The sequence below is a fragment of the Streptococcus sp. SCPM-O-B-15294 (M123) genome (assembly GCF_058200455.1).
The window spans coordinates 43,911-66,389 of the sequence record NZ_JBYQGU010000007.1; the positions used below are offsets into that span (position 1 = coordinate 43,911).

The window sequence follows — 22,479 nt, forward strand, 5'->3', positions numbered from 1 at the left end:
AGGAACCTCCTATTTCACCAACATCTTCAGGGCAGACTTGATATAGTTCTCTGCTGTATCGGTCGTTCCTTCGAAGAATTTCTTGATTTTCTTAAGCTCCGTTGCCTTGTAGCCCAATGCCAACATGGCTTCCATGGCTTCTTCGAGGGCTTGGTTTTCTTCTGTTGCTTTGGCTTTGGATTGAGCCGGTGCATCTTCTAGGTCAAGATTGATCTTGCCTTCTAGGTCCAAGACCATCTGTTGGGCTGTTTTCTTGCCGATCTTCGGAAACTTGGTCAAGTAGGTGATGTTCTTGCTTTCGATGGCTTGGACAAGGCCTGCATTGTCATCTGCAGCAATGATAGCCAGAGCTGAGACAGGTCCAATCCCAGAGACTGAGATCAAGTTTAAAAAGAGCTGTTTCTCTTCTTCGGTCGCAAAACCATAAAGAAGGTGGGCGTCTTCACGGACCACTTGGTGCAGGTAGACGTGCACCTCTTGGTTCATTTTGCCAGAGTAGGCATAGGGATTGGCCACATGCAAGAGATAGCCGATTCCAGCTGTTTCTACCACGATGTATTTGGCAGTGATTTTCGTTAAAATTCCTTTAATATATTCGTACATAAGATTCCTTTATTCTTTGTTTAATACTTGCCCAATTCCCGTAAACTGGTGTGATTTTCCTGAATGCGTCGGAACATCTTTTCCATATCTGACTTGGTAAAGTTAACCAAGACGGGACGGCCATGAGGACAGTTATAAGGGTTGTCACATTGGGACAGTTGGTAGATGAGATCGCGTGCGGAGTAATCGTCCAGTGTGTGATTGGCCTTGATGGAGCGTTTGCAGGACATCATGATGGCCAATTCAGCCCGGTATTTCTTGATGGACACTTCCTTGGTCAAAAGGAGCATGTCACACATTTCGTAGATACCCGACTCGATCTCTTCTTCCTTCATCCAGATCGGGTGCTCCCGCAAGATCAACTGGTTGGCTCCGTACTCTTCAAGATAAACTCCCACTTCTTCTAGGAGGTGTTTGCGCTGTTGCAAGCGGATCAGATCGTCTGCAGGGAACTCAAAGATATAAGGAACCAGCAGTTGTTGCTGACTGCCGTCTACGTCCCCAATGCTCTCCCGGTATTCTTCGTATTTGACCCGCTCTTGGGCCGCGTGCTGGTCAATGATGTAGAGACCCCCATTGCCTTGGGCAAAGAGATAGGTCCCATGCATCTGACCGAAATATTCCAACTCTGGGAAGGTCGAATGTTCTTCCCCTTCCAACTTGTCATAAGCCTTGTCTAGACTAGCTAGATCCAACTCTGGGTGGTCCAGTTGATCATACTGAGGCGCCTTTCGCTCCGCAAATTTGATGGCTGGTAATTTAGCCTCCTGATTTCCCTCTTCTGGGGCAAAGAGAACCGTTTGCTCTGGGGTCAATTCACCACTTGGCTGGGATTCCCCGACCTCTGGACGGACAAAGAAGTCTCCCTTGTCTCGGTCGTAATAGAGGCTATTTTCTTTTAGAGGAAGGCTGGTCTGGACTGGCTTTTCTGTTCGACGAAGCGTTGACTTGGCTAGATTTTCTAGAGCATCTGGAATCAGATCCTGCTCTTTCAAAGCGGAGACAATGGCCTGGGAGATTAAGGCCATTAGTTCTCGCTCTTTAGAAATGCGCACCTCTTGCTTGGTTGGGTGGACATTGACATCGGCTAGATAGGGGTCAATCTGGATATTAATCACTGCTATCGGGAAGCGTCCGACCATAAGTTTACTACCGTAGCCATCCAAGATGGCCCGATTGAGCAAGAAATTCTTGATGTAACGACCGTTGATAAAGAGGCTAATGTAGTTGCGATTGGCCCGGGTCAGTTCTGGCAAAGAGACGAAGCCCGACACTTCAAAGTCCAAATCACCTGTCTCGATGGCAACCATTTTCTTAGCGGTAGCGAGCCCGTAGACTCCTGCAATGGCTTGGCGGAGATTTCCCGTCCCTGCTGTCCGTGTCATTTCATGGCCGTCATTGATCAAGGTAAAAGCAATCTCTGGATGGGCTAGACTCAAGCGGTTGAGAATGTCGACGATATGGGACAACTCTGCCTGTTGGCTCTTCATATATTTGAGGCGGGCTGGTGTATTGAAAAAGAGGTCCTCAACTGTAATTTTAGTCCCCACAGGGCTAGTCGCCGGCTCAAGAGAAGTAATTTCGCCCCCTTTAGCCTCTAGCTTGGTCCCATGACTAGCTCCTTCCTGAGCTGTCAGGATGGTCATGACACTGACAGAGGCAATAGACGGCAAGGCCTCGCCACGGAAGCCTAGGGTCCGAATACGAAAGAGGTCGGCTTGACTCTTGATCTTACTAGTCGCATGGCGACGAAGAGCTAATTCCACTTCCTCATGGGCAATCCCTTGTCCATTATCCGTGATTTGAATGGTCTTTAAGCCAGCTTCTTCGATCTCTACGACAATCTGACTAGCTCCCGCATCGATGGAGTTTTCAACCAGTTCCTTGACCACACTAGCAGGGCGCTCGATGACCTCACCGGCAGCGATCTGATTGGCTAGAATTTCTGGTAATTCGATAATCTGTGACATAGCTTCCCCTCTTATGTTTTATACGCGCATAGGTAGAACTATTATACCATATCTCCAAGGAAGGCCTCCCTTTATAAAACCTTGTGCCCCAGCCCCATTAAAGATACCGGTCTTCTACCAGATAAACAGACAAACTGACCGAATATGCGAAAAGCCTTGTCTTGATGCCTGAAAAAGTGTTTAATAGACTTGTAAGCAAGAAGTCCTGCTAGCGGATCGCTTACCTGACGTCAATATGTTAGAAGGGATTTGTATGAAAGTAACAGTTACCATTGACCCCCATTTTCAAGAAGAAGGCGTGGCCATCACAGGGCCACAACCTAGCGAACGCATCCAGAAAGTCCAACAATTCATTGAGGAATTGGACCAGAAGGAACGCTTGCGAGCGAAGAAGGAGGGCGAAACCTATCTTGTAGAGACTCACTTGTTTCATCGGTTCTATATTGAAAACCGTCAAGTCGTTGGGGAAACAAAGGATGACCACTTCATCCTCACCGGCCCCCTCTACCAACTCTCTGAAGACTTACCCATCTACTTTTTAAAAATTTCCCAATCTGAAATTATCAATACCAAAGAAATCGATCATCTGCATTTTACCAGCAGCGGATCGGTCCAAATCAATCTGAAAAACGGGACCATCACCTATTCGTCTCGTCGCTATTTAAAAGCTATTAAGGAGAAATTATCATGTTAAAGACTCATCTATCGAATGCCTCTAAAGGAATCTTCATCGGCCTTACCCTCTCTATCGTCTTTTCTTTCCTAAACTCACCTTCCACTTACATGCCTCTCAGTCCAAGTTCAGGCGTTGGACAATGGATGCAAGCCCACGACGTGCATGGATCCCTTGTCATGCTCTATTGTATCCTTATATGGGCTGGCATCGGCTTGCTCTTCAGCTTAGGAAAAAACCTGTTCAACAAAGACTGGAGCCTCCTCCGTGCGACCCTCAGCCACTACCTTTTGATGCTCTTTGGTTTTCTACCTTTGGCAACCTTGGGAGGCTGGTTCCCAATCCAAATCAGCTTCTACATCTCCGTCATTATAGAGTTTAGCCTTGTGTACTTGGTTATCTGGGCTGTTTCTTATCGCATTTACAAGAAAAAAGTAGAAGAGATCAACCAACAGTTGCAAGGAAAAGCCTGAGGAATCTAAAAAAAACAGTTCAAATGAACTGTTTTTTATATTCTCTTTTTCATCTCGGCAACTGCCATCATAACTTCCATCGGGGTCATGTTGTAGATATCGAGATTCTTCAACTCTTCTAAGACAGAGTGGGAGGAAGTTGCTTCAAACAAGGATATCTGTTTTCCGACCTGTGGAGAGGATTGCTGTGTTGGAGACGCCATCGGAACTTCGTGGCTTTGGCCTTCTAATTGACTCAAGATAGTATCTGCCCGCTTCAAGAGATCGCTTGGCAGACCTGCAATCTTGGCCACATGGATCCCATAGGATTTATCCGCTGGACCCTCTTCGATTCGGTGTAAGAAGGTCACTTGGCCATCCTTCTCCAAGGTGGCGACGTGGACATTGCGCAAGCGAGATAGGGTCTGCTCCAGGTCGGTCAACTCATGATAGTGGGTGGCAAAGAGCGTCTTGGCCCCTGTCCGGTCATGGATGTATTCGATGATGGCTTGAGCCAGAGCCATCCCATCATAGGTCGCCGTCCCCCGTCCCAACTCATCAAACAAGATAAGAGAAGCCGGAGTCGCTTGGCGAATGGCATTGTTGGCCTCCATCATCTCAACCATAAAGGTCGATTGGCCGGATACCAAGTCATCTGCAGCCCCAATCCGGGTATAAATAGCATCAAAAAGAGGGAGGGTCGCTGCTTGAGCCGGTACAAAGGAACCAATCTGAGCCATAATGACAATGATGGCCAACTGGCGCATATAGGTGGACTTCCCGCTCATATTGGGCCCCGTAATTAACTGGATATCACAGGTCTCATCCATAGAAATGCTGTTGGGGATGTAGCTTTGAGCTCCCATCACCTTCTCAACAACTGGATGACGACCCTTCTCAATCCGGATATCACGCGCCTCTTGGAAGACTGGCCGAGTCAGTTGTTGCCTTTCAGCCACACAGGCTAAGCCTTGTAAGACGTCCACCGTTGCTAGGGCTTGGGCTAGGGACTGCAAACGCTGAATGTACTTGCCGACTTCCTCTCTGATCCGTAGGAAAATCGCATACTCTAGGCTAGTCGACTGTTCCCGAGCTTCTAGCATCTCCCCTTCGATCCGAGCTAGTTCCTCCGTCCCAAAGCGCTCAGAATTTTTCAAGGTCGCCTTGCGGAAGAAATGAGCTGGCACACGGGATAATTGGGAATTGGTCACATGGAAATAGTAGCCATCTTTTTTGTTGTAGTCAATTTTAAGTCCAGTGATGCCACTGGCTTCCCGTTCTTTGGCTTCGATCTCTGCAATCCAGCCAGTCCCTTCTCGGAGGACGACACGGTACTGGTCCAGAGTTGGGTCAAAGCCGGTACGGATGATATTGCCTTCTGTCAGAACGATCGGAGCATCCGGATCAATGGCTGCTTCGATGAGACGGCAAAGCTCTGGCAGCTCATCTAACTGGGCAACGAGGAGGTCTAGCACTGGCTCGCCCATCTCGACCAAAAGCGATTTGATCAAGGGAACATGGCGCAGGGTTTCGCCCAACTGCAAGAGGTCTTTGGGAGTGGTCTTGCCAAAGGAAACCCGACTGGCCAAGCGCTCGATATCATACACCCCCTTGAGACGATCTGCCAGATCGCTTCGCTCAAAGAAATGGTCCAAGAAGACCTGGATAATCTCTTGGCGTTCTTCGATCCGATGGCGGTCCATCAAAGGCTTCTGGATCCAAGCCCGCAAGAGACGGCCTCCCATAGCTGTCTTGCTTTCATCTAGAAGCCAGTAGAGACTGCCATGTTTCTTGCCAGTCCGAGCATTTTCTGTCAAGTCCAAGCTCGCCTTGGTCGCATAATCCATCTGCAAGAAATCACGGACTTCATAGTGATGGGCAGGCTTGATATGGTGGAGTTCCCTCTTCTGGGTTTCCTGGACGTATTGGAGCAGGCCTCCTGCCGCTATTCTTTCCAAATGAGTCAAGTCAGCCCCTAAAAGTTGGACATCCTCCGACACTTCTGAGATAGGGGAGAGCAAGAGGTTCATTTGCCCAAGAAGGACTCTTTCTTCACCTTCTGACAAGGAGTAGGTTAGGACAATCTCCCGCGCCCGTAGGTTGCGGATCTCCCCACAGACCATGGCAAAATCATTCAGACTGGTGACCTGAAACTCCCCGGTCACTAGGTCCATATAGGCAAGGCCATAGTCTGTCTCATCATGAGACAAGGCTACCAGGAAGTTGTTGGCGCTGTCTGCCTTGGTCGAATCGACAACGGTCCCCGGAGTAATGACTTGGACCACTTCCCGTTTGACCACACCGACGGCTTGCTTGGGATCTTCCATCTGCTCTGCAATAGCTACCTTGTAACCTTTTTCGATCAAGACATCGATGTACTGCTGGGCCGAATGATAGGGAACTCCAGCCATGGGAATTGGATTTTCTGCATTTTTATTCCGAGAGGTCAAAGAAATCTCTAAAATCTGTGCTGCATTGACGGCATCTTCATAAAAGAGCTCGTAAAAATCCCCCATCCGAAAGAGCAAAAAAGCATCCGGATAGTCTTTTTTGATATCTAGGTATTGCTGCATGCCAGGTGATATTTTTTCTGCTGCCATATCGTTCCTTTTCTATATCATTGCATTCATTCTGAGTGCTTACTCCAACTCTAAACTGACATAAAAGGAGGGCCGATCCCTTTCTGGACTGGTCCCTCGCCCTTGACTAGTGACTAGAATGTTGGAGAATGGTCTGCTGGACTGTTTGTGCTACTTCTTGGTCCTTACAAACAATTAAGAGGGTATTGGCCCCTGCGACGGTACCAAGGATTTGATCATCCAAAATCTCATCGACTGCGTTGGCTAAAATAGCCGCTTCTCCCAGCTCCGTCCGAACAACCAATGTGAACTCCGCTCTCGAGACCACTTGTGCATATTGAGCAATCAGTCTAAAAATGTCTGTTCGATCAGGTTCATCTGCCAATTTATAATAGAGGCCACCCTTTTCTTTTACCTTGATCAGACCGATTTCTCGTAGATCTCTAGATAAGGTTGTCTGGGTCACTCCCGCCCCTCTTTGTTCTAGACGGTCTTGAATGTCTTTTTGCGTCGATAACTTCTCATGTTGAATAATTTCTCGAATCAAAAGCTGACGTTCATCTTTTTTCATTTTTGCTCCACTTTTGAATAATTATACTTTGATTATACCAAAAAGTTTGAAGAAAGGCCGAATTTTGTGATAGAATAGTAACAAAAGACCAAAGGAGCTACTATGAATCATAAAGAACTTATTGCAAGTGAATTGGCAAAAGTCATTGAAGGCTTAGACCAAGAAACTATCTTAAATTTACTAGAGCAACCAAAATCTTCAGACCTCGGAGATATCGCCTTTCCTGCCTTTTCTTTGGCTAAAATCGAACGCAAAGCTCCTCAAGCGATTGCTGCTGATATTGCGGAAAAAATCGATGCCTCTCACTTTGAAAAAGTCGTTGCTACTGGTCCTTACGTAAATTTCTTCTTAGATAAATCACAAATCTCTGATCAAGTCATTAAAGCGGTTATCCAAGCGGGTGCAGCCTACGGTCAGCAAGACGAAGGACATGGAGGAAATATTACCATCGACCTTTCTAGTCCAAATATTGCAAAACCTTTCTCAGTTGGTCATTTGCGCTCAACCGTTATCGGAGATGCTCTTTCAAATATCTTCCGCAAAATGGGCTACAACACCATTAAAATCAACCACTTGGGAGATTGGGGCAAACAGTTCGGTCTCTTGATGGTCGCTTACAAAAAATGGGGTAGCAAGGAAGCTGTCGAAGCCAATCCAATCGATGAATTGTTGAAACTCTATGTCCGCATCAATGCCGAAATTGAAAACGATCCTGCTTTGGATGAGGAAGGACGTCTCTGGTTCAAGAAATTGGAAGATGGAGATCCAGAAGCGACTGAATTGTGGCAATGGTTCCGTGACGAGAGCTTGGTAGAATTCAACCGTATCTACAAACTCCTCGGTGTTGAATTTGACAGCTTAAACGGAGAAGCTTTCTACAATGACAAGATGGATGAAGCTGTCCAAATCCTTGAAGAAAAAGGCTTGTTGAAAGAGTCTAAAGGAGCTAGCATCGTTGAGTTGGATGATGTCAACCTTCCGCCAGCTATGATTAAGAAATCAGACGGTGCCACTCTTTATATCACTCGTGATATCGCAACAGCTATCTACCGTGCACGGACTTACAACTTTGTGAAAAACATCTATGCTGTCGGTCAAGAACAATCCAACCACTTCCGTCAGTTGAAAGCTGTTTTGAAGAAAATGGGATTTGACTGGAGCGACGATATGATCCACGTTGACTTTGGTTTGGTCACAAAGAACCGTCAAAAATTGTCAACTCGTAAAGGAAATATCATCCTGCTCGAACCAACTCTTCAAGAAGCTATCTCTCGTGCCAAAGCTCAGATCGAAGAAAAGAATCCTGAATTGGAAAACAAAGAAGAAGTGGCACATGCAGTCGGTGTTGGTGCCGTTAAGTTCTACGACTTGAAGACAGACCGTCGCAACGGGTATGACTTTGACCTTGAAGCCATGGTATCCTTCGAAGGAGAAACTGGACCATACGTTCAATACGCATACGCACGTATCCAATCCATCCTTCGCAAAGCCAACTTCACACCATCTGCAGATGCAACTTACAGCTTGAGCGACCCAGAAAGCTGGGAAATCATCAAACTTCTCCAAGACTTCTCTCGTGTCGTGAAACGTGCTGCTGAAAACTATGATCCATCCTTGATTGCAAAATATGCCATCAACTTGGCTCAAGCCTTCAACAAGTACTATGCTCACACTCGTATCTTGGATGAAAGCCCAGAACGCGATAGCCGCCTTGCTCTTAGCTACTCAACAGCAGTAGTCTTGAAAGAAGCGCTTCGTCTATTGGGTGTCGAAGCACCTGAGAAAATGTAATATCTTCCTTACTTTTTGATAGGAAACCATCTCTTTTAGGAGTGAGAGGAATCGCTAAATAAATCTTATTTAGTTCCATCTCACTCCTTTTCTTATGTTAAACACACCTATATTTTTAGGGATTATCGCTTCCCTTTATCCATTATCTTATCTTCTGGAGAACCCTATGAATCAAACTGTTTATATTCTTATTTTAGTTAGTCTGCTTATTCTCTTTTTAATCAATAAATACGAGAGAGAAAAACTGCAAAAGATTTTACAAGAGCAACTCTTAAAAGATGAAGCATTCAAAGCAAGCATCAAGGAACAAATCCAAACGACGGAAAACATCAACGATGTCATCCACGCCATCAATAAGGACTATCGCCTCGGCCTCTTGCTCTCGAAAGAAATCACAGATCAATTAAAATAAGCAGCAAAAAGGAGGCGAGATTTAGTTTCTCGCCTCCTCTTCTCTTTTGATAAAGAAAGTGCTTCAATCTGAAAAACCTTCCTTAGGTGAGTACGGACGTCAGCGAACTCCTTCAAAGTTCCATGACTAATTATTGAGCCTATGGTCTCAATAATTCCGAGTGTCTGAAACACAATTGTTTCAGACACTTTACTCACAGCGGAAAGTTTTAGATTTGCTTAATGGACACAAAATAAAAATCTTTTTGTGAAAATCATTTTCCTATTTCATGTAAAAATAGCTTCTCTACATTAGAACCCCCAAGTTTAGGCTTGGGGGTTCTAATTTTAAAAGTGATACAACTCTTCGATAATGCCAGCTACTTTTTTGATATCCCCTAGCATCCCTCTCATCTCAAAGTCTGCTAGCATAGGGAAACCAAAGCGTTGGCTGTACTGCTTGGCCGTTAGGCAATATTGATTGTTGAAGTTGCGATTTCCTGATCCTACAACTCCTAAACATTTAGAGGCATTGTCTCCGTAGGCAATAAAGTCTGCTACATCGGTCGTTAAAATCTCCACATCCCCATTATCAACACCATTTCCTCCTTCTAGGTAGGTCGGCAAAAAGGCGATAAAAGGTGTATCGACTTCAAAGAAGGGCTTCCCTTCTTTGACTAGGTCTTTGACATGGATTTTTTCAATGTCCAAGTCAGGGTACTGCTCCCATAGATAATCACTGAGACGACGAACAAAACTTTCAGTATTGCCACTTAAACTGATATAGACAAAACATACTTTCATTTTTTTCTCCAATCAGACCAGCTCCTCTTCTTTGTTCCAGACTTGAGGAGTTTTTTAATGCTATGATCTAAGCTTGAAGGTCGCTAGCTGGTCTATTTTTCAATTTGTAGAGGAGGATTCCCAAGTAAACAAGGGCTACAACCACACTCAAGACAAGTGCATATAAGCTAGAAGCCTGTAACAAGGTCCGCAATTTGTCTGACGTGATCACAGACATAGAAGAACGATAAGACAAGAAATTATGCAAGCTCATTAAGACAAAGGCACCAATCTGTCCCATATAGGCATAGGTCGCCTTAACAATATCCTTTTTAGACAGGAAGAAATAGGCAACTGCAATCAAGCCCCCAATCAAAAGAGATAGCAACAACCAAGCAATCGGTCCGCGTAAGGCTACGATTAATTTCTCAAGGAAGGCTTTGTATTCTTCCCGTTCAAGAGCAGTGGTTAAGTTCAAAGAAGCTGCCATTTCATCTGTGAGCTCCACTTTAGCCAATCCAAAGAAGGACTGAGCAGTTAATAGAGTTCCCATCGCTGATAGAGCTAGCAAGACATACATATAAATTGGATTTTTCTTCATTGTATTTCCTCGTTTCTAATATCCATAGTATTTATTATAACGTGAACCTTAGGGAAGCGCAAGTTTAGATTTTCCCAGCGATCCTGTGCTAAAAAAGCTCCCTCTAAATCAGGATATGATTCAAAAGGAGCTCTTCTTTCTAAGTATATTGCTTCTAGAATGTCGAAAACAAATTAGTTCAAGTGCCAGATATCTTCGTTGTACTGAGCGATTGTACGGTCAGATGAGAAGAATCCTGCTTTGGCAATGTTAACGATGACTTTATCCAACCATGCGTCACGGTCTTCGTAGTCAGCCAACATTTGCTCTTTGACTTTGATGTAGTCTTCCAAGTCAAGAAGGGTCATGAACCAGTCTTTGTTGATCAACTCATTGTGAAGACGAGACAAACGTTCTTGGTTACCAACTGCAAGAACAGCGTCGCTGACGATGAAGTCAACCAATGGTTTGATTGCTTCACGAGCGTAGAATTCGCTTGATTTGTATGCTGATTTTGCGTAAAGGTCGATAACAGTTTCTGAATCTTCACCGAAGATGTAGATGTTTTCGTCTCCAACCAACTCAGCGATTTCCACGTTAGCTCCGTCCATAGTACCAAGCGTCAAAGCTCCGTTCAACATGAATTTCATGTTACCAGTACCTGAAGCTTCTTTAGAAGCCAATGAGATTTGTTCTGAGATATCACATGCTGGGATCAAGAAGCTTGCTGCAGTCACGTTGTAGTTTTCAACCATTACTACTTGTAAGTGTGGAGCCACTGCTGGATCGTTTGCGATGACTTCTGACAAGCAAAGGATCAAGTGGATGATGTCTTGAGCGATTGTGTAGGCAGGAGCTGCTTTACCACCAAAGAAGACTGTGATTGGACGAGCAGGGATGTTACCAGCCTTGATGTCCAAGTATTTGTGGATGACATACAAAGCGTTCATTTGTTGACGTTTGTACTCGTGAAGACGTTTGATTTGGATATCAAAGATAGAATTTGGATTGATTTCCACACCTTGGTGATCTTTCAAGTGACGAGCCAATTTACGTTTGTTGTGGGCTTTGATGTTTTCCAATTTTTCTTTGACAGCAGCTTTATCTTCGTATGAGAGAAGGTCTTCCAACTTAGAAGCATCATGGTGCCAGTCACGTCCAAGGATCTCATCCAAGTAGTGAGACAAGCTTGGGTTGGCATGCATGAGCCAACGACGGAAGGTAATTCCGTTTGTTTTGTTGTTGAATTTTTCTGGGTAAAGGTCGTAGAAGGCCTTCAACTCTGAGTTCTTCAAGATTTCAGTGTGAAGAGCTGCAACCCCGTTTACACTGTATCCATAGTGGATATCCATGTGGGCCATGTGGACACGATCGTGTTCATCAATGATTTGAACAGCTGGATCTTTGTGTTCAGCACGAACACGACGGTCCAATTCTTCAATGATTGGTACCAAGTGAGGAACCACTTCTTGCAAGAATTCAAGTGGCCATTTTTCAAGGGCTTCTGCAAGGATTGTGTGGTTAGTGTAAGCGGTCATGCTACGAACGATAGAGATGGCTTCATCCATTTCGATACCGCGTTCAGTCAAGAGACGGATCAACTCAGGAATGACCATAGATGGGTGAGTATCATTGATTTGTACAACTGCGTAGTCAGCAAGGTCGTGCAAGTTGCTTCCTTTTTCGATGGCTTCATCGATGATCAATTGTGCACCGTTTGAAACCATGAAATATTGTTGGAAGATACGGAGCAATTCCCCTTGTTTGTCACTATCGTCTGGGTAAAGGAAAAGAGTCAAGTTACGAGCGATATCTGTCTTGTCAAATTCGATTCCCTCTTCAATAATAGAAGAATCAACTGAATCCAAGTCAAACAAACGCAAACGGTTCTTAGTATCGATCTTGTAACCAGGTACGTCGATATCATAAAGTGTTGAAGTCAATGTAAAGTGTGCGAATGGCACTTGGTAGCTACGGCTTGAACGAACGAGCCAGCTTTGATCAGTCAACCATGCATTTGGAATGGTTTCTTGTTGGTTGTTTTTAAGGACTTGTTGGAACAAACCAAAGTGGTAGTTCAAACCGATCCCGTCTCCGTTCAATCCAAGAGTAGAGATAGAGTCGATAAAGCAGGCTGCCAAGCGTCCCAAACCACCATTACCAAGTGATGGTTCCAATTCTACTTCTTCGACTTCGATCAAGTCTTTACCAGCATCAGCCAATTCTTTTTTGACGTCATCGTAAAGACCCAAGTTGATCAAGTTGTTAGACAAGAGTTTACCAATCAAGAACTCAGCTGAGATATAGTAAACTTTTTTCTTACCAGTATTTAATTTCTTTTTGGCACTTGCTTGCTTGGTGTAATTAAGCAAAGCAATGTACAATTCTTCATTTGAACATTCTGCAATTGTTTTTTGGTGATGATCAATCACATATTTTTGTAATGATTCCATGTTTTAAAGTCTCCTTTGTTTCAACAATTTTAATGGGGGAAAGATTATTTTTCTGCTTTTTTCGCTTCTTCTTTCACCAAGTCAGTATTTTCACGACGATAGATGGTCGTGAAATCAAGCAATTCTTGCTCAACAGCAGGAGTCAATTGATCCGCTGTCATCCGCCATGCCCAGTTGCCACCAAGAGTAGATGGGAAGTTCATACGAGCTGAGCCATCCAACTCTAACAAATCTTGCATGGTAGCGATGGCCATAAAGCTGACTGAAGCAAAGACGGTACGAAGCATCGCATGTGGAACAGATTCGTATTCTTTACGGTTGGTGTAACGAGCAAGGTACTCACGAGTTGGATCGTCAATTTCATTGCGGTACCATCCAAGAACCGTGTTGTTATCATGTGTACCAGTGTACATAACAGAGTTATTTGGCGCTAAGTGAGGGCTGTCGATACTTTCATCATCAGGATTGAAGGCAAATTGAAGAATCTTCATGCCTGGGAAGCCTGTGCGCTCACGAAGCTCAATGACTTCGTCCGTCATGAAGCCAAGGTCTTCTGCGATGATGTTCAAATCACCAAGTTCTTCTTTCACTGCGGCAAAGAGTTTGTAGCCAGGACCTTTGACCCATTTACCTGGTGCTGCTGTATCAGAACCAGCTGGGATTTCCCAGTAAGATTCAAAACCACGGAAGTGGTCGATCCGCACGATGTCGTAGATCTTGAAGCTCTCACGCAAGCGTTCAATCCACCATTTGTAACCATCTTTGTCCATTGCTTCCCAGTCATAGATTGGGTTGCCCCAAAGCTGACCAGTTGCTGAGAACTCATCTGGTGGGCATCCTGCGATGCAGGTTGCTTTTCCATTTTCATCTGTTTTAAAGAGATGAGGATTTGCCCACATATCGCTTGAATCTTCCGCTACGTAGATTGGCATATCACCTACGATCTCAATATGGTTGTCGTTAGCGTATGCTTTCAATTTCAACCATTGTTTGAAGAAGAAATACTGTGTTACTCGATGGTAAGTCAATTTATCTTCCAATTTAGCGCGGTATGAAGCAAGGGCTTCCGGTTGACGTGCACGAATCGCAGCGTCTGGCCATTCTGTCCATGCTTTTAATTCAAAGTGCTCTTTAATAGCCATGTATTCTGCGAACAATTCCAACCAAGCTGCATTTTCTTCAGCAAAACGGCTGAAGTCATCCCAATAACCATTTTCAATAAAAGCTTTAACCGCTTTTTCTAGAAGAGGACGACGTTGTTCGAAGATCTTCGCATAGTCTACTTCTGTTGGGTCTTGACCAAAATCAACACCTTCGACATCGGATGCATCCAAGAGCCCTTGCTCGATCAAGAGATCGAAGTCAATAAAGTGGGTGTTGCCTGCAAAAGCCGAGAAGGATTGATAAGGAGAATCTCCATAACTGGTTGTTCCGAGAGGCAAAATTTGCCAATACCGTTGCTTAGTCCGAACGAGGAAATCGACAAAATCGTAAGCTGCTTGACCAAACGAACCGATTCCATACTTCCCAGGCAAGGATGAAATGTGCATCAAGACACCACTTTGGCGTTTTTTCATTGAGGGTACCACCTTTAGTTTAATATTTTTTGTTTCAAAGAAAAATAGACCAACCTTCTACACTGTTCTGTTCCCACTCCAACTCTCAGAAAGAACAGAAGAAGGGCAGTCATCAGACATAGAGCTGAATTTAACCTATTTATAAATGACCCTAGATCATCTTTATGCAACGTTCAAGGAAAACGTTTGCGTTACGTGTCCATTATAAAATATTCCTGTGGTTTATGCAAGAGGTTTCCCAAACTTTTATGATTTTTTCTGCAGGTTCACCCCACGCCTAGTTTATCCCTTTCTCTTCTTCTTGTCAACTATTTGTGTGTATTTAATAGAAGATAAAAATTTTTTAAAAATTTTTGCACAAAGAGCTTGCAAACGTTTTCTCCCTGTGATATACTATTCGTGTTAAGGAAAACGTTTGTCTAAAACGTTTTCAACTAATAATCTTATTTTTATTCTTTAGGAGGAATAAATCATGAAACGCACAATTCTTCGAAGCGCTGCTGTACTTGGTACAGTTGGGTTCGCATCACTTCTTTTGGTAGCTTGTGGAGGCAAAAAAGATGACTCTGCTGCTTCTGAAAACGAGTTGACAGTATACGTTGACAATGGCTACAAAGCCTACATGGAAGAAGCTGCGAAAGCTTTTGAAAAAGAAAGTGGAACAAAAGTAACGATCAAGACAGGTGACGCTCTTGGTGGATTGGACAAATTGTCTCTTGACAACCAATCTGGTAAAGCTCCAGACGTTATGATGGCACCATACGACCGTGTAGGTGGCCTTGGTAACGACGGTCAATTAGCTGAAGTGACATTGAACAAAGACAGCAAGACTGACAAAACAACTGAATCACTTGTAACAAACGGTGGTAAAGTATACGGTGCACCAGCAGTTATCGAAACATTGGTTCTTTACTACAACAAAGACCTCTTGCAAGAAGCTCCAAAAACATTTGGTGAACTTGAAGAATTGGCAAAAGATAGCAAGTACGACTTCGCTGGCGAAGCTGGTAAAAACACTGCCTTCCTTGCTGACTGGACAAACTTCTACTATGCATACGGACTTCTTTCAGGTAACGGTGGCTATGTCTTCGGTAAAGACGGTACAGATCCAAAAGACGTTGGTTTGAACAACCAAGGTGCAATCGACGGTATCGAATACGCGAAAACTTGGTACGCTAAATGGCCTAAAGGATTGCAAGACACTAAAGGTGCTGCAAACTTCATCCAAACTCAATTCCAAGAAGGTAAGACAGCTGCCATCATTGATGGTCCATGGAAAGCATCTTCATTGAAAGAAGCCAAAGTAAACTACGGTGTAGCAACTATCCCTACTCTTCCAAATGGAAAAGCTTACTCTGCCTTCGGTGGTGGTAAAGCTTGGGTTATCCCTGCAGGTGCTAACCACCCTGAAGCAGCTCAAAAATTTGTAGACTTCTTGACTTCAACTGATCAACAAAAAGCTTTCTACGATAAGACAAACGAAGTGCCAGCTAACACAGAAGCTCGTGAGTACGCTGTTGGTAAAAAAGATGAATTGACAACTGCCGTTGTTAAACAGTTTGAAAATGCACAACCAATGCCAAACATCTCTGAAATGAGTACTGTTTGGGATCCAGCTGCAACTATGCTCTTCGACGCTGTAAGTGGTAAGAAATCTTCTAAAGATGCTGCTGACGATGCTGTTAAATTAATCAAAGAAACTATCGAACAAAAATTCGGTGGCAAGTAATACAGTTCCCAAGGGGCTGGGAATGTTTCCCAGCCTTTCGCTGTGATGTGGCCTCTGGTCGCTCACTTATAAGGAGTCGATATGGAAATACAACAAAATCCAAAAAAGGCAATGTGGTTATCCCTCATTCCTGGCTTGGGACAAATCTATAACAAACAGAAAGCAAAAGGGTACATCTTCCTTGGTGTAACACTTGTCTTTCTCGCTTACTTTTTCGGTATTGGTTTGGAAGAATTGTCTAAACTAATTACCCTCGGTACTGTCCGTGGAAAAGATAATTCTCTTTTTATCTTGATTCGTGGTGCCTTCCACTTAATTATCACCGTCGTTTATTTGATGTTCTACGCCTTGAATATCAAAGATGCGGGTACTGTAGCTAAGCGGATTAATAACGGTATTCGAGTGCCGAAGACCCTAAAAGAGATGGTGAATGCTATCTATGAAAATGGCTTCCCATATCTCTTGATCATCCCTTCTTATATTGCCATGACCTTTGCAATCATCTTCCCTGTTTTGGTTACCTTGATGATTGCCTTTACCAACTACGACTTTAAGCATACAGCTCGCTTTACGCTCCTTGATTGGATCGGACTTCAAAACTTCACCAACATGTGGACTTTGAGTACCTTCCGTTCTGCCTTTACATCTGTATTGGGCTGGACCTTGATCTGGGCCTTAGCAGCTTCTACTCTTCAAATCGTTCTTGGTATCCTAACGGCTATTATTTCCAACCAACCATTCATTAAAGGAAAACGCATCTTCGGTGTTATCTTCCTTCTTCCTTGGGCGGTTCCTGCCTTCATTACGATCTTGACATTCTCAAACATGTTCAACGATAGTATCGGGGCCATCAATGCGCAAGTCCTTCCGCTCTTTGCGAAGATTTTCCCATTCTTGGATGGGGTTCTCATTCCTTGGAAAACGGATCCTACTTGGACAAAAATTGCTTTGATTATGATGCAAGGTTGGCTCGGCTTCCCTTACATTTACGTCTTGACACTCGGAATCTTGCAATCTATTCCAAACGACCTTTACGAAGCAGCCTATATTGATGGGGCTAATGCTTGGCAAAAATTCCGCAACATTACCTTCCCAATGATTTTGGCGGTTGCGGCACCAACGCTCATCAGCCAATACACCTTCAACTTTAACAATTTCTCCATTATCTACCTCTTTAACGATGGTGGTCCTGGATCTGTTGGTGGTAATGCTGGTTCGACAGATATCTTGATTTCTTGGATCTATAAATTGACAACGAACTCATCACCTCAATACTCAATGGCTGCTGCGGTTACGTTGATCATCTCTCTGATTGTCATCTCGATCTCGATGATTGCCTTCAAGAAACTGCACGCATTTGATATGGAGGATGTGTAAAATGAAAAATTCAGTTCAATTTAAACGCCGCCTTAATCATTTCTTGACTTACCTCTACTTGGTTGTCCTTTCCATCATCATCATCTATCCATTGTTGATCACGGTTCTTTCAGCCTTCAAAACGGGTAACGTCAGTGCCTTTACGCTTGATTTCAGTGGCAGTCTCAGCTTTGATAACTTCCAAAAACTCTTTACGGACACCTTATATGGTACCTGGTATCTCAACACCTTGATTATCGCCATTATTACCATGGTTGCTCAAACATCCATCATTACCTTGGCAGGGTATGCCTACAGCCGCTACAACTTCTTGGCTCGTAAGCAAAGTTTGGTCTTCTTCTTGATTATCCAAATGGTGCCTACCATGGCTGCTTTGACTGCCTTCTTCGTTATGGCCTTGATGTTGAATGCCTTGAACCACAGCTGGTTCCTCATCTTCCTCTATGTCGGCGGGGGAATCCCGATGAACGCTTGGTTGATGAAGGGTTACTTCGATACAGTCCCAATTTCACTTGATGAATCTGCAAAATTGGATGGTGCTGGACACTTCCGTCGCTTCTGGCAAATCGTCCTTCCATTGGTTCGCCCAATGATTGCGGTCCAAGCACTTTGGGCCTTCATGGGACCTTTTGGAGACTACATCTTGTCTAAATTCTTGCTTCGCGATGAAATCAATTACACGGTAGCTGTTGGTCTTCAAACCTTTATCAGCGACCAAAAAAATCAAAAGATTGCCTTCTTTGCGGCAGGTGCGATTCTGATTGCAGTCCCAATCTGTGTTCTGTTCTTCTTCCTCCAAAAGAACTTTGTTTCAGGCTTGACAGCTGGTGGGGATAAAGGATAAAATAAACTTTTCTATAACCTTCCAGCAATGATGAAAAGGATGAGATCTTCTCTCGTGCTTTTCTCCCAGTCACATAAATTTTATCTTTAAGGAAAGGATGGGAGTGGGACAAGGGTAGCAAGTTAATTGATTTGCTACCAGTCTCTCTCCCATCTTTGGTTAAGGATAAAATCATGTTATGCTCTCCGTACAAGGGAAATCCATCCCGGAGATTAGAAAGGTCACTTCATGCCCTATCCATTTAATTATTTTTCAAGCCTTTTTCAGGTAAGAAAAGCATTTGCCAACCGCAAACAACTCAACTGGTTCCAAATGATCTTTACCTCACTCTTTCTTCTATCCTTGACCCTGATACCTGTTGCCGTTCAAAATGCGGAATTACAGACCTACCCCATAACCACCTTCGTCAGTGATGTCTTTGATCCCTTAACAGACGATGTTATGAAGGATTTAAAAGAAAACATACAGATAAATCAGCAAGAACTAGTCTATAACAGTCATTTTGGAGTTCATAAAAATGAAGCTGGTCATGTTATCTTAGGCCATCACGAAGGAACTCAATTAGGAGAAAAATTAACTCTTTATTTCGATAAAAACCAATTGATTGTAAGTAAAGAAAAGAAAGAACTAGCTACAATTCCTTACCAAGCGATCAATCAAGAGAGCATCCAGGACAAAAAGAAACTCACTAAGGCCATTTCCAAAGATTGGTTCCAGGCCAATCGATTAGCTGTTAGTCTCTTTCTCGTCCTCTTCTCAGGTTTCTTATCTGCTGTGAATTTTGCCATTTTAGTATTTGGAGCTTCCTTCTTCCTCTTCTTGACACGGAAGTCACGTCTCTTCTCTCTCAAGACCTTCAAAGAATGCTTCAATTTCACCCTCAACTGTCTAGGATTGCCCATTCTCGCGAGCGTCCTGATCAGTTTAGTATTCCACCAAGTCTTTACGACAACCATCTTGATCCAAAATATCCTATTTGTCTTGTTCCTCGCGCTTGCCTTCTATAAGACTCATTTCCGGGATCCAGATTACAAACCTTAGGGAGGTCCTTTATGCGTGTCACCATCAAAGATGTAGCCAAACTTGCTGGCGTTGCACCATCTACCGTTACACGAGTGATTCAAAATAAATCTACTATCAGTGAAGCCACTAAAGAACGGGTTCGTTCTGCCATGAAAGAACTGGATTACCATCCAAACCTTAATGCTCGTAGCTTAGTGAGCCAGTCCAGTCAGGTGATTGCCCTTGTCTTGCCTGATGAGAGTGATGTGTTCTTCCAAAACCCCTTCTTCCCTACGGTCCTCCGTGGGATTAGTCAGGTAGCTTCTGACCATGGCTATGCCATTCAGATTTGTACAGGGGCCAATGAGACCCACCGTCTCGATCAACTCAAACAAATGATTTATGGTAAGCGGGTAGATGGACTCATCTTCCTCTACTCAAAATTGAATGATCCTCTGGTTGACTTCTGTATTCAAGATAAATTTCCTTTCTTGATTTTAGGGAAAGCGACTTCACCGTTTGTATCATTGGTCGATAACGACAATGTCAAGGCAGCCTTTGACGCGACCGAATATTTTATCAAGAAGGGATACCAACACATCGCCTTTGTTGGAGGAAATAAGGAGCTGGCCGTTTCTCAAGACCGCTACAAGGGCTATCAAGAAGCTCTTACCAGTCATCAGATCCCTCTTCGTGAGGAATTGGTCAAGTTCTCCTTTGGTTTCATGCTAGAAGAAAATTCTTACCAAATCATGGATACCCTGCCTTTTGAAGAACTGGAAGCACTTATGACAACAGATATCCTAGTTGCTGAAGGGGTTCGGAGATACCTGAGCGACAAACAAGTCGATCTTCCAATTATTTCCTTCGACTCCATTCAACCACGAATTCCAATTGACGCCTATATTGATATCAATACGGTCGAATTGGGACGCGAATCTGTCAGAACCTTGCTCCAAATTATTAAGGACAACAAGGAAAACAAAACTGTTTGCTACAGACAGCTCATTGAACACTCGATTATTGAACTTTAGGAGAACCTATGACCACCCACTTTGCAGCTTATTTAGACGACCAAGACTTGATTCGCATGGAAGGAGGAGAGAGCGTAATGGCCTCTCTTCCTTTTACATTGACGTCTGGTTCGAAAACGATTGAACTTCTACCGACAGAGGAAGAAAAAACTCTTCGAAGCCCTCTTCCCATCGACATGAGTCAAAGCTATACCCTCTCCAACGCTAAGGGAGAAACCTGCCTCCTACACTATCGCGACATTGTCCGCCAACCCATCTTTGATCAGCTATATGCTTATGATGGAGAGGATTTAGGGGCTCGCTATTCAAAAGAAAAAACGACCTTTGCCTTCTGGGCGCCCATTTCTCAAGAGGTTCAGCTCTTGATCAACCAAATTGCCTACCCGATGGAGCGTACAGAAAAAGGCGTATGGCGTTTAGAACTCGAAGGAGACTGGGAAAAAGCCTCTTATTACTACCAGCATCAAGTCAACGGTGTAACCCATATCGTCCATGATCCTTATGCTCTTTCTTCTGAAGCCAATTCAGGAGCTAGCTATGTCATCGACCGACACAAGATTGAGCGCCCTATCCAGAGAGCCGCAACCCAGCTAGATCCGACTCAGGCTATTATTTATGAATTGAGCGTCCGGGACTTCTCCATGCAAAAAGAAGCTGGTTTCCAACATCCTGGTACCTTCCCAGCTCTCTTAGAATCTCCTAAGCATGGAGACCAGACCTTTGGCTTTAACTATTTGAAATCCCTGGGTATTACTCATGTTCAGCTCATGCCCCTCTATGATTTCGGGAGCGTAGATGAAACAAATCCTACTGCTGGCTACAATTGGGGCTATGACCCTGTGCAATACAATGTTCCGGAAGGAAGTTTTAGTAGCCAGCCAAATGATCCTTACCAACGGATCCTGGAGTTGCAACAAGTGATTGATGCCTATCATAAGGCCGATCTCAGTCTCATTATGGATGTGGTTTATAACCATGTTTACCTCTCTGACGAGTTTGCCTTTGAGCGGATTGTCCCTGGCTATTTCTATCGCTATGACCAAGACCGGCAACGAACCAACGGAACCTTCTGCGGCAACGATGTAGCCAGCGAGAGAGCCATGGTGCGCAACTACATCAAGCAGTCAGTCAAGCAGTGGGTTCAACTATACGGCTTTGATGGTTTCCGCTTTGACCTGATGGGCATTCTTGACCGCCAAACCATGATGGAAATTCAAGAAGAATTAGTAGCCATTTACCCCAACATTTACCTTTATGGAGAAGGGTGGAAGATGGATACTGGACTAGATCCTGAACTCCTGGCCCATCAATACAATGCCAGTCAACTCCGTCCGTATGGCTTCTTCAGTGACAATTTCCGTGATACCATTAAACGAAGCATCCTGAACGAAGGACGTATCGACAGTCGCTATCAGGCCAATGATCTGGCTAATATTTTGACTGGTAACATCGGACTCAAAGGAGCACCCCACTTTGTGCGTCCTCAACAGGCGATCAACTATGTAGAATGCCACGATAACGCAACCTTCTTTGACTATCTCAAGGTTGAAGATCCAAACATTTCAGAGGAGCAGCGTCAGGCTAAAGCTCGACTCGGCTTGCACCTCGTACTCTTAGCTCAAGGAGTTCCCTTCCTACATGCTGGTCAAGAGTTCTATCGCAGCAAGGGCTTAGAAGAGAATACTTACAATCTTCCGGATGCTCTAAATCAACTAGACTGGCTTTCTTCTATAGCTTATGAAACAGATATTCAATTCCTGCGCGAATTGATTGCCTATCGTAAAAAGGAAGAACTCCTCCGCCTTGTAAATGCCCAAGACATTCGAGATTATTGTCAAGTTACTTGGACTTCGGTGAAGACCTTCTCATACAGCATCGAGAAAGATGGGCGTAAGCTTCTTATCCTGGTCAACCTTGGGGATCAAGAATGGACTTATCGACTCAAACAATCTGCAAAATTAGCGATTTCCTACCCTCATGTGTATGGGAGAGAGCAAGAACTTTCTCAAGAAGAATTTACCATTCCAGCCCATGGTTGGATCTTGGTAGAACAAGCATAAAAAAATTCCTG

The 22,479-nt window shown here is 44.0% G+C and carries 18 protein-coding genes; 10 read left to right on the forward strand and 8 right to left on the reverse strand.

Annotated elements, in window-relative coordinates:
* Positions 1-9 precede the first annotated feature (9 nt).
* Positions 10-603: a Holliday junction branch migration protein RuvA gene (ruvA, locus tag AC3E8G_RS06035; protein ID WP_490677252.1), complete on the reverse strand. Its 594-nt coding sequence runs from the start codon at positions 601-603 to the stop codon at positions 10-12.
* A 20-nt stretch (positions 604-623) separates the two neighbouring features.
* Complete coding sequence (gene mutL, locus AC3E8G_RS06040) at positions 624-2,573, reverse strand: DNA mismatch repair endonuclease MutL (protein ID WP_490677253.1); 1,950 nt, start codon at positions 2,571-2,573, stop codon at positions 624-626.
* A 253-nt stretch (positions 2,574-2,826) separates the two neighbouring features.
* Here mutL and AC3E8G_RS06045 point away from each other — a divergent pair, with 253 nt between their 5' ends.
* Together AC3E8G_RS06045 and AC3E8G_RS06050 are read left to right on the forward strand one after the other, a co-directional pair.
* Entirely contained in the window at positions 2,827-3,267 is a 441-nt protein-coding gene (locus AC3E8G_RS06045; RefSeq protein ID WP_490677254.1) for a LytTR family DNA-binding domain-containing protein, read from the forward strand.
* Complete coding sequence (locus AC3E8G_RS06050; protein WP_061564496.1) at positions 3,261-3,719, forward strand: DUF3021 domain-containing protein; 459 nt, start codon at positions 3,261-3,263, stop codon at positions 3,717-3,719. Before AC3E8G_RS06045 ends, AC3E8G_RS06050 begins: the two co-directional genes overlap by 7 nt.
* A gap of 35 nt (positions 3,720-3,754) precedes the next feature.
* Here AC3E8G_RS06050 and mutS read toward each other — a convergent pair whose 3' ends face one another.
* Positions 3,755-6,298, reverse strand: coding sequence for a DNA mismatch repair protein MutS (gene mutS, locus AC3E8G_RS06055; RefSeq protein WP_490677255.1), 2,544 nt, complete (start codon positions 6,296-6,298; stop codon positions 3,755-3,757).
* A 106-nt stretch (positions 6,299-6,404) separates the two neighbouring features.
* On the reverse strand, positions 6,405-6,848 hold the full coding sequence (gene argR, locus AC3E8G_RS06060; RefSeq protein WP_126404976.1) for an arginine repressor: 444 nt from the start codon (positions 6,846-6,848) through the stop codon (positions 6,405-6,407).
* 102 nt (positions 6,849-6,950) lie between these two features.
* Between argR and argS the strand changes: the two genes are divergently transcribed.
* Positions 6,951-8,639 (forward strand): arginine--tRNA ligase, encoded by a 1,689-nt coding sequence (argS, locus tag AC3E8G_RS06065; protein ID WP_490677256.1) that lies wholly within the window; start codon positions 6,951-6,953, stop codon positions 8,637-8,639.
* A gap of 166 nt (positions 8,640-8,805) precedes the next feature.
* Positions 8,806-9,051, forward strand: a complete 246-nt coding sequence (locus tag AC3E8G_RS06070) for a hypothetical protein (protein ID WP_006596982.1) — start codon at positions 8,806-8,808, stop codon at positions 9,049-9,051.
* A gap of 326 nt (positions 9,052-9,377) precedes the next feature.
* Here the strand turns inward: AC3E8G_RS06070 and nrdI are convergent, their stop codons facing one another.
* The 4 genes from nrdI to malQ form a co-directional block, all read right to left on the reverse strand.
* Positions 9,378-9,833 carry a class Ib ribonucleoside-diphosphate reductase assembly flavoprotein NrdI gene (gene nrdI, locus AC3E8G_RS06075; RefSeq protein ID WP_490677257.1) on the reverse strand — a complete coding sequence of 152 codons (456 nt, stop codon included), beginning with the start codon at positions 9,831-9,833 and terminating at the stop codon, positions 9,378-9,380.
* A 67-nt stretch (positions 9,834-9,900) separates the two neighbouring features.
* A complete protein-coding gene (locus tag AC3E8G_RS06080) occupies positions 9,901-10,413 on the reverse strand; it encodes an ABC transporter permease (protein WP_006595384.1) in 513 nt (170 codons plus the stop codon).
* 173 nt (positions 10,414-10,586) lie between these two features.
* Positions 10,587-12,845, reverse strand: coding sequence for a glycogen/starch/alpha-glucan family phosphorylase (glgP, locus tag AC3E8G_RS06085; RefSeq protein WP_490677258.1), 2,259 nt, complete (start codon positions 12,843-12,845; stop codon positions 10,587-10,589).
* A 44-nt stretch (positions 12,846-12,889) separates the two neighbouring features.
* Complete coding sequence (malQ, locus tag AC3E8G_RS06090; RefSeq protein ID WP_490677259.1) at positions 12,890-14,422, reverse strand: 4-alpha-glucanotransferase; 1,533 nt, start codon at positions 14,420-14,422, stop codon at positions 12,890-12,892.
* A 472-nt stretch (positions 14,423-14,894) separates the two neighbouring features.
* On the opposite strand from malQ, the gene AC3E8G_RS06095 reads away from it, so the two are divergent.
* The 6 genes from AC3E8G_RS06095 to pulA all read left to right on the forward strand — a co-directional run bounded on the left by AC3E8G_RS06095 (position 14,895) and on the right by pulA (position 22,468).
* Positions 14,895-16,151, forward strand: coding sequence for an extracellular solute-binding protein (locus AC3E8G_RS06095; protein WP_490677260.1), 1,257 nt, complete (start codon positions 14,895-14,897; stop codon positions 16,149-16,151).
* An 81-nt stretch (positions 16,152-16,232) separates the two neighbouring features.
* A complete protein-coding gene (locus tag AC3E8G_RS06100) occupies positions 16,233-17,528 on the forward strand; it encodes a carbohydrate ABC transporter permease (RefSeq protein WP_490677261.1) in 1,296 nt (431 codons plus the stop codon).
* A 1-nt stretch (position 17,529) separates the two neighbouring features.
* The gene (locus tag AC3E8G_RS06105; protein ID WP_006596980.1) at positions 17,530-18,372 is read left to right on the forward strand and encodes a sugar ABC transporter permease; all 843 of its coding nucleotides are present in this window, start codon (positions 17,530-17,532) and stop codon (positions 18,370-18,372) included.
* A gap of 228 nt (positions 18,373-18,600) precedes the next feature.
* Positions 18,601-19,413 (forward strand): DUF1189 domain-containing protein, encoded by an 813-nt coding sequence (locus AC3E8G_RS06110; protein ID WP_490677262.1) that lies wholly within the window; start codon positions 18,601-18,603, stop codon positions 19,411-19,413.
* 11 nt (positions 19,414-19,424) lie between these two features.
* The gene (locus AC3E8G_RS06115) at positions 19,425-20,408 is read left to right on the forward strand and encodes a LacI family DNA-binding transcriptional regulator (protein WP_490677263.1); all 984 of its coding nucleotides are present in this window, start codon (positions 19,425-19,427) and stop codon (positions 20,406-20,408) included.
* 8 nt (positions 20,409-20,416) lie between these two features.
* On the forward strand, positions 20,417-22,468 hold the full coding sequence (gene pulA, locus AC3E8G_RS06120; RefSeq protein WP_490677264.1) for a type I pullulanase: 2,052 nt from the start codon (positions 20,417-20,419) through the stop codon (positions 22,466-22,468).
* Positions 22,469-22,479: the final 11 nt, after the last annotated feature.

What these genes read in the sequence shown, in the direction of transcription:
- ruvA (WP_490677252.1), bottom strand. Translation starts at nt 603, where the DNA reads ATGTACGAATATATTAAAGGAATTTTAACGAAAATCACTGCCAAATAC.
- mutL (WP_490677253.1), bottom strand. Translation starts at nt 2,573, where the DNA reads ATGTCACAGATTATCGAATTACCAGAAATTCTAGCCAATCAGATCGCT.
- AC3E8G_RS06045 (WP_490677254.1), top strand. Translation starts at nt 2,827, where the DNA reads ATGAAAGTAACAGTTACCATTGACCCCCATTTTCAAGAAGAAGGCGTG.
- AC3E8G_RS06050 (WP_061564496.1), top strand. Translation starts at nt 3,261, where the DNA reads ATGTTAAAGACTCATCTATCGAATGCCTCTAAAGGAATCTTCATCGGC.
- mutS (WP_490677255.1), bottom strand. Translation starts at nt 6,298, where the DNA reads ATGGCAGCAGAAAAAATATCACCTGGCATGCAGCAATACCTAGATATC.
- argR (WP_126404976.1), bottom strand. Translation starts at nt 6,848, where the DNA reads ATGAAAAAAGATGAACGTCAGCTTTTGATTCGAGAAATTATTCAACAT.
- argS (WP_490677256.1), top strand. Translation starts at nt 6,951, where the DNA reads ATGAATCATAAAGAACTTATTGCAAGTGAATTGGCAAAAGTCATTGAA.
- AC3E8G_RS06070 (WP_006596982.1), top strand. Translation starts at nt 8,806, where the DNA reads ATGAATCAAACTGTTTATATTCTTATTTTAGTTAGTCTGCTTATTCTC.
- nrdI (WP_490677257.1), bottom strand. Translation starts at nt 9,833, where the DNA reads ATGAAAGTATGTTTTGTCTATATCAGTTTAAGTGGCAATACTGAAAGT.
- AC3E8G_RS06080 (WP_006595384.1), bottom strand. Translation starts at nt 10,413, where the DNA reads ATGAAGAAAAATCCAATTTATATGTATGTCTTGCTAGCTCTATCAGCG.
- glgP (WP_490677258.1), bottom strand. Translation starts at nt 12,845, where the DNA reads ATGGAATCATTACAAAAATATGTGATTGATCATCACCAAAAAACAATT.
- malQ (WP_490677259.1), bottom strand. Translation starts at nt 14,422, where the DNA reads ATGAAAAAACGCCAAAGTGGTGTCTTGATGCACATTTCATCCTTGCCT.
- AC3E8G_RS06095 (WP_490677260.1), top strand. Translation starts at nt 14,895, where the DNA reads ATGAAACGCACAATTCTTCGAAGCGCTGCTGTACTTGGTACAGTTGGG.
- AC3E8G_RS06100 (WP_490677261.1), top strand. Translation starts at nt 16,233, where the DNA reads ATGGAAATACAACAAAATCCAAAAAAGGCAATGTGGTTATCCCTCATT.
- AC3E8G_RS06105 (WP_006596980.1), top strand. Translation starts at nt 17,530, where the DNA reads ATGAAAAATTCAGTTCAATTTAAACGCCGCCTTAATCATTTCTTGACT.
- AC3E8G_RS06110 (WP_490677262.1), top strand. Translation starts at nt 18,601, where the DNA reads ATGCCCTATCCATTTAATTATTTTTCAAGCCTTTTTCAGGTAAGAAAA.
- AC3E8G_RS06115 (WP_490677263.1), top strand. Translation starts at nt 19,425, where the DNA reads ATGCGTGTCACCATCAAAGATGTAGCCAAACTTGCTGGCGTTGCACCA.
- pulA (WP_490677264.1), top strand. Translation starts at nt 20,417, where the DNA reads ATGACCACCCACTTTGCAGCTTATTTAGACGACCAAGACTTGATTCGC.